A 13,887-nucleotide genomic window follows, 5' to 3' on the forward strand; every position below is an offset into this window, starting at 1 on the left:
AAAACGCTCTCATTCTTCTATATATTATCATAAAATTCCAAATTGCTTGCTCCTGCTCTGCGTCCAAAACGGACAACTCGCCCTTACCTTGCGCGGCATGATAAACTAAAAGAACTACATGCAATGGAAGGGATCGACCATGGACTTACAAACAATGCACGACCAACTTACCGAACGCCTTTTGCAGCAGCAACTGGTGTCTGCAACCATCAGCCAGCCAAGGCTCAAATCAAGTGACATCAAGCGAATCAAGCTAAAGCCCGTTGAGATAAAAAATGAATACCTAATTCAATTCGAGTATCAGCACGAGCATGTCTTAAAACATGAAAATCTGCCAGTTGAAGAAGCAACGAGAAAGTTGGCTGCTTTGTTCGCCGATTTTCGCCAAGCCTTGTTTCAGTTTACAGACGAAAAAGTACAGATTCAATTGACCAAGAAATTCAAAGTCAGCTGGAAAGCAGAACAAACCGGCGAGAAACAGGCAGTGCTGTCGCACAACCGCAAAAAGCAGTACCTGCTGGAAGATGGCATACCGTATCCGTTTCTCGTTCGCCTTGGCGTGCAAAGTTCAGACGGCAAAGTGAAAAAACAGAAATACGATAAGTTCCGCCAAATCAATCGCTTTATCGAGTTTATTGACGATGCACTTGCCCACTTGCCGCAGGACCGCACTGTCCGGATTCTCGATTTTGGCTCTGGAAAATCCTATTTGACCTTTGCGCTTTACCACTATTTGCGCATCGAAAAAGGACTGGATCTCCGCGTCACCGGCCTTGATTTGAAAAAAGAAGTGATAGAAGAATGCCAGCAAATCGCACAGGACCTCCGCTACGAACAGTTGGAATTCCTGGTTGGCGACATCAACGATTACAATGATGAGTCAGCAGTTGATATGGTCGTCACTTTGCACGCCTGTGACGTAGCGACGGATATGGCCCTAGCACGCGCCGTTAAATGGGATGCCAAAGTTATTTTGAGCGTTCCTTGCTGCCAGCATGAGTTAAACAGCCAAATCGATGCACCGGAACTTGGCATTATGCTTCAGCACGGACTGATTAAAGAGCGGTTCAGCGCTTTGGCGACCGACTCTATCCGTGCCGAACTGCTGTCGCTGGTCGGTTATGAAACACAATTGATGGAATTTATCGATATGGAGCATACCCCAAAGAACATTTTGATCCGCGCTTATAAAACCGGTCGCAAACCGGCTGCTGGACAATTTGAACGCTACCGCCAGTTTGCTTCGCTCCTATCAGCTAAACCGTTTCTTGAAAACGAATTAAAGGAGTATTTATGAAACAAAAAAACCTGGTAAATGGCATTATTTTAGCTTTTTCGGTCGTTTTGATTCGCTTTATCGATGTCCGCATTTACGACATGAACCTTGTTGTAACTTTGCTGCTACTGGTTGCCCTTATTTACGGAGCCATGCGCATTGTCGAACGGTTTCCCTCTCTTGACAAACCAGTCAGCAAACGGGCATCTTTTGCGGTCAACACATTGGTCATCATCTCTATTTTTCTGGCGTTTTTCATCTTCAAGTTGTAGCAATTCAAAAAAAAAACGACAGCCATAAGTGGCCATCGTTTTTTTTTAGTTTTTAAGGAGAGTTTTCGTTCGGCTTTTGCTGTGCCTGCTGCTCAATGGTTTTGTATACGTAGTTCTCTACCGGTTTTAACGTGAACTTTAGATTGCTGGTTTTCAGGTTGTTTTCCAAATAATCCAATTGATGTTCCTCTACTGCATCGGATTGGAGATTTAAAATGCTGTTAACGTACAGCATTCCCTCATTCGTTGCCATTGGACTGTCCTGTCCCTCTTTTTCGCGTTCCAGCACTTTTTCAATTCCAAAAACTAGCCCTTCATCTGTCAGTTCTTGCATTGCAGCTACGTATCTTTCTTCGCCTACTTCCTGCAATAGGTGCTGATCCAATTGTTTGATATCCTGAACGCTCGCGCCTTTGTAGTATTGGGTATAATATGCTATTAGAATCTGTTCTTTGTCCTTCAATTCCTCCATCGCCAATCCCTCCATCATTTTTCTATGTTGTTGTTATTCCCCTTTCTTGGTTGTATTATGCACTCATTAGTCCACATCATTGATAAAAGTGAAACTTTACCCCTTCTGGTTCGTTATTACTACTGGCACAAATATAGAGAAGGCAGGTGTATGATATGGCTGAACAAGCGATCGTTCAAATCAAAAAGCTATCGAAAACGATCGGAAACAAAAAAATCATCAAAAACCTCAACCTGGATTTGCACAAAGGCGAAATTACAGGATTTCTGGGGCCCAACGGAGCCGGGAAAACCACAACTATCCGAATGATGGTCGGCCTAATGAAGCCCACTGAAGGAGAGGTTTGGATTGATGGCAAATCTGTACAAGGGGATTTTGAGAACAGCATTCGGAACGTCGGAGTGATTGTCGAAAATCCTGAAATGTACAAATACATGTCAGGCTATAAAAACCTGCTTCATTTTTCCCGAATGCACAAAGGCATATCCAAACAACGAATTGATGAAGTCGTCAAACAAGTTGGCATGCAGAATCGAGTCAAAGAGAAAGTAGGCTCTTATTCGCTTGGCATGCGCCAACGGCTCGGACTCGCACAAGCACTATTGCACGATCCAAAATTCCTTATTCTCGATGAACCGACCAACGGCCTTGACCCGGCCGGCATCCGTGAATTCCGAATGTACCTGCAGAAAATCGCTCGCGAAAGTGGTGTCGCAGTTTTCGTCTCAAGCCATCTATTGTCCGAAATCGAATTGTTATGCGACCGGATCGCCGTTATTCAGAATGGTGAATTGATCGATATTAAAAACGTTAATGAACTCCAACAATCCCGCTACTATATTCAAGCAGAACCACTGGAGCTTGTCGGCGAAGTACTGACGGGCGCAGGATTTCCAGCAGTATTGCATGACAAAGGCTACTTAATCGAATCTGGGGCAGAGCACATACCGGGAGCCATTAACTTATTGGTCGGCGCCGGTGCCAAAATTTTTGCCGTTCAGCCGTATCGGGAAACCTTGGAAGCCCAATTCCTCGAAATGACAGGAGGCGGAGAAATTGCTCAGACTCATACAGAATGAATGGATGAAGTTATGGAGCCGGAAAATGACCTGGATTATGGTCATCGTGATGGTTGGTATTGTGTTTGCTGGCATTGGTATTACCAAGTGGTTGGACTCTACAGCCACCTCCACTGAAGACAGTGTTGGAAGCTGGCAGGAGACGACACAAGCGGAACTCGACGGCAGAAGCCTTTTGCTGGAACAACCTGATCTGAGTGAAACACAGATCGATTATTACGAAGGGCAAATTGCCATCGCCGAGCATCGTTTGGAAAATGATATTGCCCCACTCGAATACACCAGCATGCAGCAGCAGGTGGTCGATACACACATGATGATGTCACTCGTAACCTTGTTGACCGTTATTGTGGCAGCCGGTATTGTAGCCACAGAATTTTCTCAAGGAACTATTAAAATGCTGCTGACACGGCCGGTAAAGCGCTGGAAAATTCTCACTTCCAAATACATTACGATTTTACTGTTCGCGGTGCTACTGAGTTTAATTATGCTGCTTTCTACAGCACTTGCCGGACTGCTCTTTTTCGGCATTGGAGACGGTACTCTCCTTACGTGGAATGGTGCTGAAGTAGTGGAAGCGACTTTCTGGTTAGAAGCCATCAAGCTGGCCACCCTGAAATTTTCAAGCATCTGGATGATCAGTACATTTGCCTTTATGCTCGGAACCGTTTTCCGTTCAAGCTCCTTAGCAATCGGCTTATCGATTTTCCTTATGTTTACAGGCGTTCAAGCGGTCTTCTTTTTGCAGGATTACGAAATCGTCAAATACTATTTATTCACCCATACCGATTTGACGCAATTTTATACAGGCAATTTCATGATGCCGGGCATCACCATGACGATGTCTCTGCTCGTACTGGCTGTCTACTTCCTAGTATTCATGGTTATCAGCTATTGGACATTCGAAAAAAGAGACATCACAGCTTAATAGAAAAGCGCAAGCGGCCGTGTAGATCCGACGGGCATAAGACAGACCGGCAGTGTGGCGTTGTTTGCCACGCAGCTGGGCAGGCTTATGACACTAGGATCTGGGCGCTGGAGTCTGGACANTAGATCCGACGGGCATAAGACAGACCGGCAGTGTGGCGTTTTTTGCCACGCAGCTGGGCAGGCTTATGACACTAGGATCTGGGCGCTGGAGTCTGGACACCGAAAAGCGCAAGCTCAAAACATACGAGATAAACAAAAACTGACCCGGAATCTACGGGTCAGTTTTTGTTTATCCATTCAATTAATGCTTCTGCCACTTGATCTTGTTGTTCAATTGCTGTGATGTCGGCCGGATTGTCACCTGTTTGTTCCCCGTATAACCCAAACTGCGCATGATTTCCGCCTTGAATTTCCACAAACAGACTGTCATCCGGGAATAGTTCACGGCTCTCGTCTATACTGGCAACCGTGGACAATCCATCCAACTCCCCATAGATCGACAGCATCGGCAACTCGCTTTCCGAAAAGTCACTTGCTGGATAGGATCCGAGAAAGAAGAGTCCAGCGAGCTTTCGGGATGGGTCTTCCGCATAAAATGACGCCGCTACCCCACCCAAAGAATGGCCGCCAACAAACCATTCCTCCACTTCCGGATGCTCCTCTATTACAGCACCTGCAGTCCCAGAACCAAGAATCCCAAAATTCAATGGCAATTGCGGAATCGACACCACAAATCCTTGCTCACGTAAAGATTGGGCCAGATAAGCGTACGCTTCTTTTTGGACTTTAGCGCCTTGGTAGAGGATCACTCCCTTGCCGTTTGGCGATTCCGGCTGGAAAATCAGCCCTTCTCCATCACTTTCAACTGCAGATAAATCTACGTTTTCGGTTAAGACCTCACTTGGCCCATAATCAAATTGAGCATAAACAACAAAACTGATCATCGCAATTATCAATAGCGCTAAAAGACTCAATACAATACGCAACAGCCACTTTTTCATTTGGCCACCTTCTATCTGAGCCTGTCAGTAAGCCAAGCCTACACGGCTCTGAATAAATTCCTGTGATTCGAGCAGACGATAGGCGAATTCTGCTGTATCACCAACTGTGATTTCTTTGCCGTCTTCAGGCAACAAGTCTTTTTCCGCACGGTAATTGCCACGCGCTTCACCGTCCGGCAAGTATGTAGGGCACACAATGGTCCAAAGAAGTTCGGTTTTTTCAAACAACCGGTAAACTGCTTCGTGCTCTTCTGCAGCAAAAGTCAATTTCCGCTTGGAATCCCCACCTTCATATCGAAGCAGCCCAGGGCTTAGCCGACTGTCCAGAATTCCAGCCGTTCCAATAGTGATTATTTTTTGAATATTGTGGTCTCCCATTGATTTGACAATCAGCGGTGCAGCTTCAGACAATGTTGTGGTCCGGTCTGTCCCAATCGCACTAAAAACTGCCGCTGTCCCTGCGATGGTCTTTTCAATATCTTCCACGTTTCGCACATCACCCAAAATAATCTCCAGGTTCGGATGTGCTTCGAGTTTTTCGGAACGGACCAAGGCCTTTACGTGGTGGCCGTCTGCAAGCGCTCGTTTGAGAATTTCGCCCCCTACTCGGCCAGTCGCACCAAATATCGCCAGTTTCATTGCTATTCCTCCTCCTATTTAGTCTATGAAAATCACGGTTTATTTGAAATGATATCCCTTTTTCGCCAGTATTTCTTTCAACTCTTCTCGATGCGGCTTGTTCAAAAAATCTGCCATCTGCTGAGTCCAAGTTGCTGTTTTTTGGTTTGAACCGCGGCTGGCGTAATAGGCTTGGATTGTCTCGTCGTATTCTGGCAAAAGAGTTGCGTATTTTGCCTCATCGTATTCATTTTCGTGCAGGATGGCTTCAACCGGCAAGCGCGGTTTAACTCCATTGGCTTCGTTTGGCACACCTACCGTCAAACCATAGACAGGGAAAACACCTTCGGGCAATCCGACCAGTTCGCTGATTGCTTCCATATTATTTCGGACACCGCCAATATAGCAGATGCCGTACCCTTTCGATTCGGCTGCAAGTGCCAAATTCTGTGCCAGCAAGCCAACATCCGTAACAGCAACAATCAAGTTTTCTGCACGGTCAAAAATGATTTCCTGGCCTTGTAATTCCCCTGCATGCTGCAGGCGGTTGTAATCCGCACACATTAAAAAGACCGCTCCTGCTCCTTCCATTTGCTTAGCATTTTTGGACAACTCGCCCAGTTTTTTGCGCTTTTCGGGATCAGTTACCCAAACAATCGAATAAGCTTGAACAAAATGGGAGGTCGCCGCGTATTGTGCAGCCTCAACCAATTCGCTGACTTCCTCACGTGACAATTGTTTTTCTTTGTAATCCCTAACAGACGCATGTGCTTTCATTAATTCGATAACCATTGATCGTATCCCCTCTCCGTTCCTTTCTTCTATCGTACCAAATTCTTTGCCGCGATACTCTTTTGGTGATTTTTGCTACAATAGAGTCTACAGAGGTGAATCGATTTGAAAAATACGAAGACCGCTTTTTCCATCCTTTTCTTATTGGTTCTTGGCGGTTTCTTATTCATATGGCTTGAAAAAGAGTTGGCGTTTCGAAAAGAGTTGGATCAACGGTCTTTGCCTTCCGGATTGCATCCCATAGTAGAAGAAAAACGGGACTTGCTCGTTGCCCAAGCAGCTGAGATCGACATTGACATCCTCATTACAGATGGCCATCGTTCACCAGAAGAACAAGACAGCCTCCACAATCAAGGCCGTGGCTCTTCAGGATCTATTGTGACCTATGCGGAAGCAGGAGAATCCTATCACAATTACGGATTGGCCATAGACTACGCACTGCGCCTGGCTGACGGATCAGTCGTATGGGATATTGAACGGGACGATAATGGCAACGGGAAAAGTGATTGGTTTGAAGTTGCAGAAATTGGCAAAAATCTAGGATTTGACTGGGGCGGTGACTGGCAGCGCTTTAAAGATTATCCTCACCTGGAGATGACGTTTGGCTTATCGATCCGCGAACTGCAGCAAGGGTGGCGGCCTGAAGATAAAATGGAATAGACATTGTTAGTAAACAACGGTCTGCACACCCTTCAGGATCGCATCACAAACCACAACAGCCCCGTTCAGCCGAACGGGGCCTTTTTATCTTCCGAACAAAGTCATCGACTGTCATGTTCATGCGGATTAAACAATGGAGTTATGTAATAAAGTTCCTCTGGACATTTTTGAGAAATTTTATAAAGCTCCCAAAACAGTTTTCCAGAGATTTCAAATCGCTCGACTGAGTCCGGCATCTTTTTCATTTTTACTGAAGCCGCATCGTACTTTACTTCTTGTATATCTACCCAGAAGGTTTTACTTTCACCTGCGCCTACTGGATTTTCAGAAGAAAAAATTTCTAAACTTAAACGTGCAAATAACGTAATAAAATACTCTCCAGCCTCTTCATGCGTCCCTTTGGATTTTGAAAAATAAAAATAAACTTTCTTTTCGCAAGTAGATGGATTTTTCGACACGTGCTCCATCGCCCTTTCTATTTAAAGTTTTTCGATTTGAACAAACAAAAAAGCCGAAAAGCCCTCTCATCGAGAGACGCTTTTCGGCTTTGCTGGCAGCTCTATTCTCTGCAGCATTTGACCAAAATTTTCGATTGTGTCAGTATACATTCCAGTTGAAACCTGCTAGACGGAAACACTATTGTTTTCCTGGTACTTCTAGATTATCGAAGTTGAAAGAAATAGTAAAGAGCTTCTCTTAAATAATCTAATAATTCAATGAAATAGCCTTTGTAACAAAGAATTTCACCATAACCAAAAATAAAGAGGAAGAAATCAATGATTCCCCCCCCTTTATTCCTCTAATGAGTTGCTGGACTGACTTGATTATTTATTTACTTCACTGTCTGTCGAGCTTTCTTTCATCCAAACCTCTCCGTCCCGGTAAACCATTTCTTCCGGATAACGCAGATCCATTACTTCTTCCTGTGTTTCTTTAGAAGGAGCTTTAGTTGCCAATGACACCACAATAATGGTGATGATCGCAGCAGCGGCGCCAAATACCCCAGCACCTGTATCAATGATTCCAAACACGGTAAATCCGCCATATTGAGCAGAGAAAATATAGATGAGAGTGACGGTCAGTCCGACCAGCATTCCGGCAATAACGCCTGGACCGTTTGCCCGTTTCCACCAAACCCCTAAAATCAAAGCAGGGAAGAATGTCCCTGATGCCAATGCAAATGCCCATGCGACAATTTGCGTGATAGCACCCGGAGGATCCAGTGCCACAATCCCAGCAGCGACAGTCGCAATAATAATTGACCAACGCCCAACCAATAGACGTTGTCTTTCCGTTGCCTTTGGATTAATCGAACGGTAGTAAATATCCTGAGAAAGGGCAGCAGAAATGGCAATCATTAAACCGCCTGCCGTCGAAAGGGCAGCAGCCATGGCGCCAGCGGCCATCAAACCGACAACGAAAACACCGAGGTTGGCAATCTCCGGAGTCGCCATGACGACAATGTCCCGGCTGATGACCAATTCAGACCATTGCAAAATGCCATCGCCGTTTTGATCAGCTATGGAAAGTTCCCCTGTATTCACCCAGGATGTCGTCCAAGCAGGCAAATCAGCAATTGATGAACCCGCAACCTGGGTCATCAGAATAAAACGAGAAAATGCTGCATATGCTGGTGCTGAAAGATAAAGCAAACCAATGAACAACAATGCCCATGCTCCGCTCCAGCGTGCTGCTTTCATAGTCGGCACCGTATAAAAACGGACAATGACATGAGGAAGCCCAGCTGTTCCGGCCATCAATGTAAACATTAAAGCTAAAAACTGCCAACGTGTCGCTTCTGTAAAAGGCACCACATATTCTGAAATTCCCAATTGCACATCCAATACTTGAAGCTCACTGATAATCTGGCCATATGAAAGCCACGGCAACGGATTGTTTGTAAGCTGCAGCGACATGAAAATCACAGGAATCAAATACGCTATAATCAGGACCAGGTATTGCGCCACCTGAGTCCACGTAATTCCTTTCATCCCACCCAATGCCGAGTAAAAGGCAATCAATGCTACACCGATTATGGTTCCGATTGCCGTGTCTACCTCTAGCAATCTCCCAATTACTACACCAGATCCCGAAAGCTGGCCAATGGAATACGTAAAACTAATGATGATGGTAGCAACAGCGGCTATCAAGCGTGCCGTACTGCTCGTGTAACGATCTCCGATAAATTCCGGAACTGTATAACGTCCTGACTTTCTCAATTGCGGAGCCAACAGGAAGGTTAGCAACAAGTAGCCTCCTGTCCAGCCCATGATATAGGCAAGACCATCGTATCCAAGAAGCATGACGGTTCCAGCCATCCCAATAAAGGAGGCGGCACTCATCCAATCGGCACCGATGGCCATTCCATTAAAGATAGCTGGCACATTGCGTCCTGCCACGTAAAAGTCCGATGTTTTTCTGGCTAAATTATAAAAAGCGATTCCAATATATAATCCAAAAGTTCCCAATATAAGCGCAAGTGATACAAGAAATTGTGTATCCACCAAATTCCCCCTTATCAAGTCACTAGAAAATTTACCTGGTTGCTTTTTCGTCTTCTGTTTTTGAAGCACTTATGCAGCTGGCCATTATTTCTTGCTGTCTTGACTCAGGCCAAATTTTTTGTCAATGCGGTCATTAACTATGGCGTTGATGAATAGCAGCAAGATAAAAATCAATACGGCTCCTTGTGCCCCCATGAAATAATGGAAAGGGAATCCATTTACGCTGAAACCAGAAAGTTCTTCTGCAAAAAAGACCACCACAAATGATGCACTAAACCCAATCAGCAAATAAATGGCCACTAAGGTTGTACGAATACGAAAATAAGCATCTGCTTCCTTTTTATCAATCTTTCTCAAAAGTTTCACCCCATTCGTTTAATGGCGAACCGAATCTGTCATTATTCAACCTTTCAAGTAAAAAATAAAACGAACTGTCTCCATGAACGGCAAAGGAACCATAATTATTTTCACCAACACAAAAGCAAAAATGGATCCAAAAGGAAGCAGGAAGAAAAGCGGCTTCCTTTTTTTCAGCCCCATTATGACAGAAAGAATCGTAATCAAACCAAAAGCGATTACCCAGATCATGTCAATCCCCCTCTAAATTTGGAAGCGTCTTCATATCGATAATCTACATTTTTGTTAAAATAAACTTTTAATATCCCCTCCCTGCCATTTTTAGTATTTTTTAGCTCTATCAATATTTAATTATTCTAAACTTTCGAACTATTGTCAACCGTTTCTTTTGTGTAATTTGAAGCGGGTGATAGCTGCAAGAAATCTAAAAAAGACGCCCCTTTGAGTAACCGAGCACTCAAAATGGACGTCTTTTATGTCTAAAGTTCTTAACAGCTGGATGAAACAAATTGCTTTATCCTCCATGCGCCCAAGCAATGCGCGGATCAATCTGCCTTGTCATACGGACCATGATAGGCTGAAATCCCATTCGCGGCCAAAAATAAGCGGCTAGTTGATTAGGCGTATGCCAATCTGCAAAAATATAATCGAATCCTTGCTTCTTCATTTCGCCAAAACAATGATTGGCCAATGCACGTCCTACTCCCCTTCCGCGCAAATCAGGATTTGTGGAAGCTGCAGGAAGCTCTGCACAATTTTCAGGTGTTACCAGACTCATCGGATCATCTTTGCGGAAATAAACATGGAAACCGACAATTTGATCTCCTTGCTCAGCCATCCACAAATAAGCATCTTGGTCCTCACTCAATGCTTCATAGCTCTCTTTAACATCTTCCAGCGTTTCCCGCGTAATCGGCAGCCAGGAGGGCGCTGCAGCTTGGTGGATGCTGTTCCACATCGCCATTTTGTTTAACAAAGATGCATCTTCACTCTCGCCTTTTCGAAATTCCAAATTCGTCAGCGTACCATTCTGGGGTTCAAAATCGTCAAGTGAAAGAATGCCGTATTTTTGATCAAAGCTAAAGGATTGGTCCAGCCATTGGTCAATAACTCTTTCGTTGCCGAGCGGAGCCAGCAACACATGATGAAAATAGCCATGCTTGACCCACTCTGCTCCAGCATCTGCATACAACAGCCTCAACAACCGGGGATTTTCATGTTCACTGATTGCGATGGATTCATAATCCATCCACACGTAACGGCCGTGCTTGGCATCCTCTTTAAATTCGTAAAGCAGGTAGCCGATGACATCGATGCCTCTGACCGCTACAATGCCATTGATGAACGGCCGCTCCAATATCTTCCGAAGGACTGCTTCTGTGTCATCGATTTCTTCAAATCTCTCAGGCAGAAAGCTAAAGATTTTTCGTTCCCGTTCATGTCGTTTCGCTAATAGCACTGACATCTGGCGAATATGCTTTTCTTCCATCCCTGTCATTTGAATCATCCACAATCACTCCTCTGAATCGAGTTTCACTTCCAGGATTCCGTAATTGCCGGCGTTCACTTTTTCTCCGAACCGAACAGGAACTGGCTCTACAAAAATAGGGCCATCTACTATAATGGTATGAAATTCCCCTTCTTCCCCGCAGGCATCTACACCTGCTGCTTCCAGTTCACCAATCAGTTCGTGTGTAAACTCACGCCCCAAAAAGCTCGTGTCCAATCGTTTCGTATCAACCACGGTAATGACCGCTTTGAATCCTTCATCAATCAATTCTTCCAATAGTTTTTTTCTCGGCTCTTGCCAAAGCGGATGGCTCACGTCGATGTCTGCTTCCGCACTGACTTTTTGCACCCAATCCAAATGATCCTGCAAATCGATATCGCCATAAACCCCCATACCGATTCCCTGCGATTTGAAGCTCTTCAGCTGTTCAATAAATTCCTTTTCATAACCGGACCAGCTGGCTTTTCCAATAATCAAAGGCAAGCCCATACGTTCGGCCTGTGCCTCCATAACTTCCAGCGGCAACCCATGTGAACGCGATTTCGTGCCATCTTCTTCAAACATTGTAAACAAAGCAACTGGCACATGCCCTTCCAGTACTGCACGATAATAAGCAAGTGCCGAATCTTTTCCGCCGCTCCATGACATCACAAATGATTTTTGCATACTACACCTCTTCTTTTTAATTCGCTGTTGCTGTAACTAGTTCGCCACAGCTTTAGGAAACTCCTTTTGCACTTAGTGATTTTGATATTTTTAAAATACAAATCGCTCTGTAGCAAGCTGCAAAGAGCATTTTACTTTTTATCGTCTTTTTCCCTGTTTAATCCACTAAAGCACAGGGAAAACTTCACTATACCCAAAGGAGGCCAAAACATGCAACAGCATAAATTATATGTAAACGGCGAATATACAGAATCTGCAGGAACTGAATGGATTGACATCATTAACCCTTCAACTGAGGAAGTTATTTCACAAATACCTAAAGGTACGGCAGAAGATGTCGACCGCGCAGTTGAGGCTGCATCTCAGGCCCAAAAAGCATGGGAACTGACACCAAACATCGAACGCGGTAAAATTGTCCGTAAACTTGGCGATAAAATTGCGGAGCGACGCGATACGTTTATCGACCTGTTGCAAGAAGAACAGGGAAAAAGCTATGAATTGGCAAGTGGCGAAGTTGACCTGGCCATAGACTATTTCCATTACATGTCCGAATGGGCACGACGCATCGAAGGTGAAATCGTCCCAAGTGATCGCCCGAACGAAAATATCTTCATCTATAAAAAGCCGATTGGTGTCGTAGCCGGCATTGTCCCATGGAACTTCCCGGTCTTTATTTTGGCAAGAAAAGTAGCAACTGCTTTTGTCACTGGCTGCACAATCGTCCTGAAACCAAGCCAACAAACACCGAACACTGCCATGGAATTCACGAAAATCATCCACGAAATGGATGAAGTGCCAGCAGGTGTCTATAATGTGGTTACAGGAACAGGCTCTGAGATTGGCAACGCCCTTGCTTCACATGAAAAAGTGCAAATGGTAACGATGACCGGCAGTGTGCCAGCAGGTACCAAAGTAATGGAGGCTGCAGCGAAAAACATTACCAAAGTGAATTTGGAATTGGGAGGCAAGGCTCCCGCTATCGTTACGCAAAATGCGGATCTTGATCTGGCAGCTGAAGCCATCGCCACTTCCCGCTTGGCAAACAACGGGCAGGCTTGCACGAATGCTGAACGGGTCTACGTACACGACAGTGTCGCAGATGAATTCACGAAAAAACTTATCTCTGTGTTTGAATCAAAAGTTTTGGGAGATCCACGCGAGAACAAAGACGCAGACGTTGGTCCGCTTGTCAGCCAAGACCGTCTCGATACAGTCCATGACATGGTTAAGCAGGCTGTGACTGAAGGTGCCACTGTCGCCATTGGCGGCGAACGCGACAGCAGCCGTTCCGGCTTTTTCTACAAGCCAACCATCTTAACAAGTGTGGAGCACGATTCGACTATTATCCGTGATGAGATTTTTGGTCCTGTCTTGCCGATCACCACGTATAGCACGTTAGAAGAAGCAATCGACAAAGCAAACGATACAGAATTCGGTCTTTCATCGGCTGTCTACACAAATGACTTGAACGAGGCTATGCAAGTAGTTAACGAAATGAAGTTTGGCGAAACCTATGTAAATCGTGAAAACTTTGAAGCGGTTCAAGGTTATCACGCCGGTATGCGCAAATCCGGACTCGGCGGCGCAGACGGCAAACATGGCATGGAAGACTTTTTGGTTACACAAGTGGTTTACATGCAGTATCAAAACGGCAAATAAATATACACAAAAAACACTCTTCCTTTATCGGGGAAGAGTGTTTTTGCTGTTTCTTGATAGATTAGAAAAAGCGGCTGGGATAATCCCAGCC

At 45.0% G+C, this 13,887-nt stretch carries 16 protein-coding genes; 6 read left to right on the forward strand and 10 right to left on the reverse strand.

Annotation, left to right across the window (positions count from 1 at the left end; all coding sequences use genetic code 11):
• Positions 1–139: 139 nt before the first annotated feature.
• Positions 140–1,297: a class I SAM-dependent methyltransferase gene (locus AC4EG4_RS13225; protein WP_490979648.1), complete on the forward strand. Its 1,158-nt coding sequence runs from the start codon at positions 140–142 to the stop codon at positions 1,295–1,297.
• Positions 1,294–1,548 carry a hypothetical protein gene (locus tag AC4EG4_RS13230; protein ID WP_490979647.1) on the forward strand — a complete coding sequence of 85 codons (255 nt, stop codon included), beginning with the start codon at positions 1,294–1,296 and terminating at the stop codon, positions 1,546–1,548. Before AC4EG4_RS13225 ends, AC4EG4_RS13230 begins: the two co-directional genes overlap by 4 nt.
• Positions 1,549–1,600: 52 nt before the next feature.
• On the opposite strand, the gene AC4EG4_RS13235 is transcribed toward AC4EG4_RS13230, so the two are convergent.
• On the reverse strand, positions 1,601–2,020 hold the full coding sequence (locus AC4EG4_RS13235; protein WP_490979646.1) for a hypothetical protein: 420 nt from the start codon (positions 2,018–2,020) through the stop codon (positions 1,601–1,603).
• A gap of 155 nt (positions 2,021–2,175) precedes the next feature.
• On the opposite strand from AC4EG4_RS13235, the gene AC4EG4_RS13240 reads away from it, so the two are divergent.
• Positions 2,176–3,099 carry an ABC transporter ATP-binding protein gene (locus tag AC4EG4_RS13240; RefSeq protein ID WP_490979645.1) on the forward strand — a complete coding sequence of 308 codons (924 nt, stop codon included), beginning with the start codon at positions 2,176–2,178 and terminating at the stop codon, positions 3,097–3,099.
• Positions 3,077–4,027: a DUF2705 family protein gene (locus AC4EG4_RS13245; RefSeq protein ID WP_490979644.1), complete on the forward strand. Its 951-nt coding sequence runs from the start codon at positions 3,077–3,079 to the stop codon at positions 4,025–4,027. Before AC4EG4_RS13240 ends, AC4EG4_RS13245 begins: the two co-directional genes overlap by 23 nt.
• Positions 4,028–4,307: 280 nt before the next feature.
• On the opposite strand, the gene AC4EG4_RS13250 is transcribed toward AC4EG4_RS13245, so the two are convergent.
• Genes AC4EG4_RS13250 through AC4EG4_RS13260 form a run of 3 tightly spaced genes read right to left on the reverse strand, consistent with a single transcriptional unit; the run spans position 4,308 to position 6,440 of the window.
• Positions 4,308–5,030: an alpha/beta hydrolase gene (locus tag AC4EG4_RS13250; protein WP_490988087.1), complete on the reverse strand. Its 723-nt coding sequence runs from the start codon at positions 5,028–5,030 to the stop codon at positions 4,308–4,310.
• A gap of 24 nt (positions 5,031–5,054) precedes the next feature.
• The gene (locus AC4EG4_RS13255) at positions 5,055–5,669 is read right to left on the reverse strand and encodes an NAD(P)-dependent oxidoreductase (RefSeq protein ID WP_490988088.1); all 615 of its coding nucleotides are present in this window, start codon (positions 5,667–5,669) and stop codon (positions 5,055–5,057) included.
• A gap of 39 nt (positions 5,670–5,708) precedes the next feature.
• Positions 5,709–6,440 carry an NADPH-dependent oxidoreductase gene (locus AC4EG4_RS13260; RefSeq protein ID WP_490979640.1) on the reverse strand — a complete coding sequence of 244 codons (732 nt, stop codon included), beginning with the start codon at positions 6,438–6,440 and terminating at the stop codon, positions 5,709–5,711.
• Positions 6,441–6,545: 105 nt separating this feature from the next.
• Here AC4EG4_RS13260 and AC4EG4_RS13265 point away from each other — a divergent pair, with 105 nt between their 5' ends.
• The gene (locus tag AC4EG4_RS13265; RefSeq protein WP_490988089.1) at positions 6,546–7,100 is read left to right on the forward strand and encodes a M15 family metallopeptidase; all 555 of its coding nucleotides are present in this window, start codon (positions 6,546–6,548) and stop codon (positions 7,098–7,100) included.
• 101 nt (positions 7,101–7,201) lie between these two features.
• Here AC4EG4_RS13265 and AC4EG4_RS13270 read toward each other — a convergent pair whose 3' ends face one another.
• The 6 genes from AC4EG4_RS13270 to AC4EG4_RS13295 form a co-directional block, all read right to left on the reverse strand.
• The gene (locus tag AC4EG4_RS13270) at positions 7,202–7,558 is read right to left on the reverse strand and encodes a hypothetical protein (RefSeq protein ID WP_490979638.1); all 357 of its coding nucleotides are present in this window, start codon (positions 7,556–7,558) and stop codon (positions 7,202–7,204) included.
• Between the two features lie 366 nt (positions 7,559–7,924).
• Positions 7,925–9,604 (reverse strand): sodium:solute symporter family protein, encoded by a 1,680-nt coding sequence (locus AC4EG4_RS13275; protein WP_490979637.1) that lies wholly within the window; start codon positions 9,602–9,604, stop codon positions 7,925–7,927.
• An 84-nt stretch (positions 9,605–9,688) separates the two neighbouring features.
• Positions 9,689–9,961 carry a DUF4212 domain-containing protein gene (locus tag AC4EG4_RS13280; protein WP_490979636.1) on the reverse strand — a complete coding sequence of 91 codons (273 nt, stop codon included), beginning with the start codon at positions 9,959–9,961 and terminating at the stop codon, positions 9,689–9,691.
• A gap of 45 nt (positions 9,962–10,006) precedes the next feature.
• Positions 10,007–10,192 carry a hypothetical protein gene (locus AC4EG4_RS13285; RefSeq protein ID WP_490979635.1) on the reverse strand — a complete coding sequence of 62 codons (186 nt, stop codon included), beginning with the start codon at positions 10,190–10,192 and terminating at the stop codon, positions 10,007–10,009.
• 283 nt (positions 10,193–10,475) lie between these two features.
• Positions 10,476–11,468, reverse strand: a complete 993-nt coding sequence (locus AC4EG4_RS13290) for a GNAT family N-acetyltransferase (protein WP_490988090.1) — start codon at positions 11,466–11,468, stop codon at positions 10,476–10,478.
• 6 nt (positions 11,469–11,474) lie between these two features.
• Entirely contained in the window at positions 11,475–12,137 is a 663-nt protein-coding gene (locus AC4EG4_RS13295; protein ID WP_490988091.1) for a Dph6-related ATP pyrophosphatase, read from the reverse strand.
• A gap of 210 nt (positions 12,138–12,347) precedes the next feature.
• Here AC4EG4_RS13295 and aldA point away from each other — a divergent pair, with 210 nt between their 5' ends.
• Positions 12,348–13,796: an aldehyde dehydrogenase gene (gene aldA / locus AC4EG4_RS13300; protein ID WP_490988092.1), complete on the forward strand. Its 1,449-nt coding sequence runs from the start codon at positions 12,348–12,350 to the stop codon at positions 13,794–13,796.
• Positions 13,797–13,887 lie beyond the last annotated feature (91 nt).

The organism is Planococcus sp. TJ-201 (assembly GCF_058268495.1).

Excerpts from the sequence above, each read along its gene's own strand:
- AC4EG4_RS13260 (WP_490979640.1), bottom strand. The coding sequence starts at position 6,440 with ATGGTTATCGAATTAATGAAAGCACATGCGTCTGTTAGGGATTACAAA.
- AC4EG4_RS13290 (WP_490988090.1), bottom strand. The coding sequence starts at position 11,468 with ATGATTCAAATGACAGGGATGGAAGAAAAGCATATTCGCCAGATGTCA.
- AC4EG4_RS13250 (WP_490988087.1), bottom strand. The coding sequence starts at position 5,030 with ATGAAAAAGTGGCTGTTGCGTATTGTATTGAGTCTTTTAGCGCTATTG.
- AC4EG4_RS13295 (WP_490988091.1), bottom strand. The coding sequence starts at position 12,137 with ATGCAAAAATCATTTGTGATGTCATGGAGCGGCGGAAAAGATTCGGCA.
- AC4EG4_RS13240 (WP_490979645.1), top strand. The coding sequence starts at position 2,176 with ATGGCTGAACAAGCGATCGTTCAAATCAAAAAGCTATCGAAAACGATC.
- AC4EG4_RS13255 (WP_490988088.1), bottom strand. The coding sequence starts at position 5,669 with ATGAAACTGGCGATATTTGGTGCGACTGGCCGAGTAGGGGGCGAAATT.
- AC4EG4_RS13230 (WP_490979647.1), top strand. The coding sequence starts at position 1,294 with ATGAAACAAAAAAACCTGGTAAATGGCATTATTTTAGCTTTTTCGGTC.
- AC4EG4_RS13225 (WP_490979648.1), top strand. The coding sequence starts at position 140 with ATGGACTTACAAACAATGCACGACCAACTTACCGAACGCCTTTTGCAG.
- AC4EG4_RS13235 (WP_490979646.1), bottom strand. The coding sequence starts at position 2,020 with ATGGAGGAATTGAAGGACAAAGAACAGATTCTAATAGCATATTATACC.
- AC4EG4_RS13285 (WP_490979635.1), bottom strand. The coding sequence starts at position 10,192 with ATGATCTGGGTAATCGCTTTTGGTTTGATTACGATTCTTTCTGTCATA.
- aldA (WP_490988092.1), top strand. The coding sequence starts at position 12,348 with ATGCAACAGCATAAATTATATGTAAACGGCGAATATACAGAATCTGCA.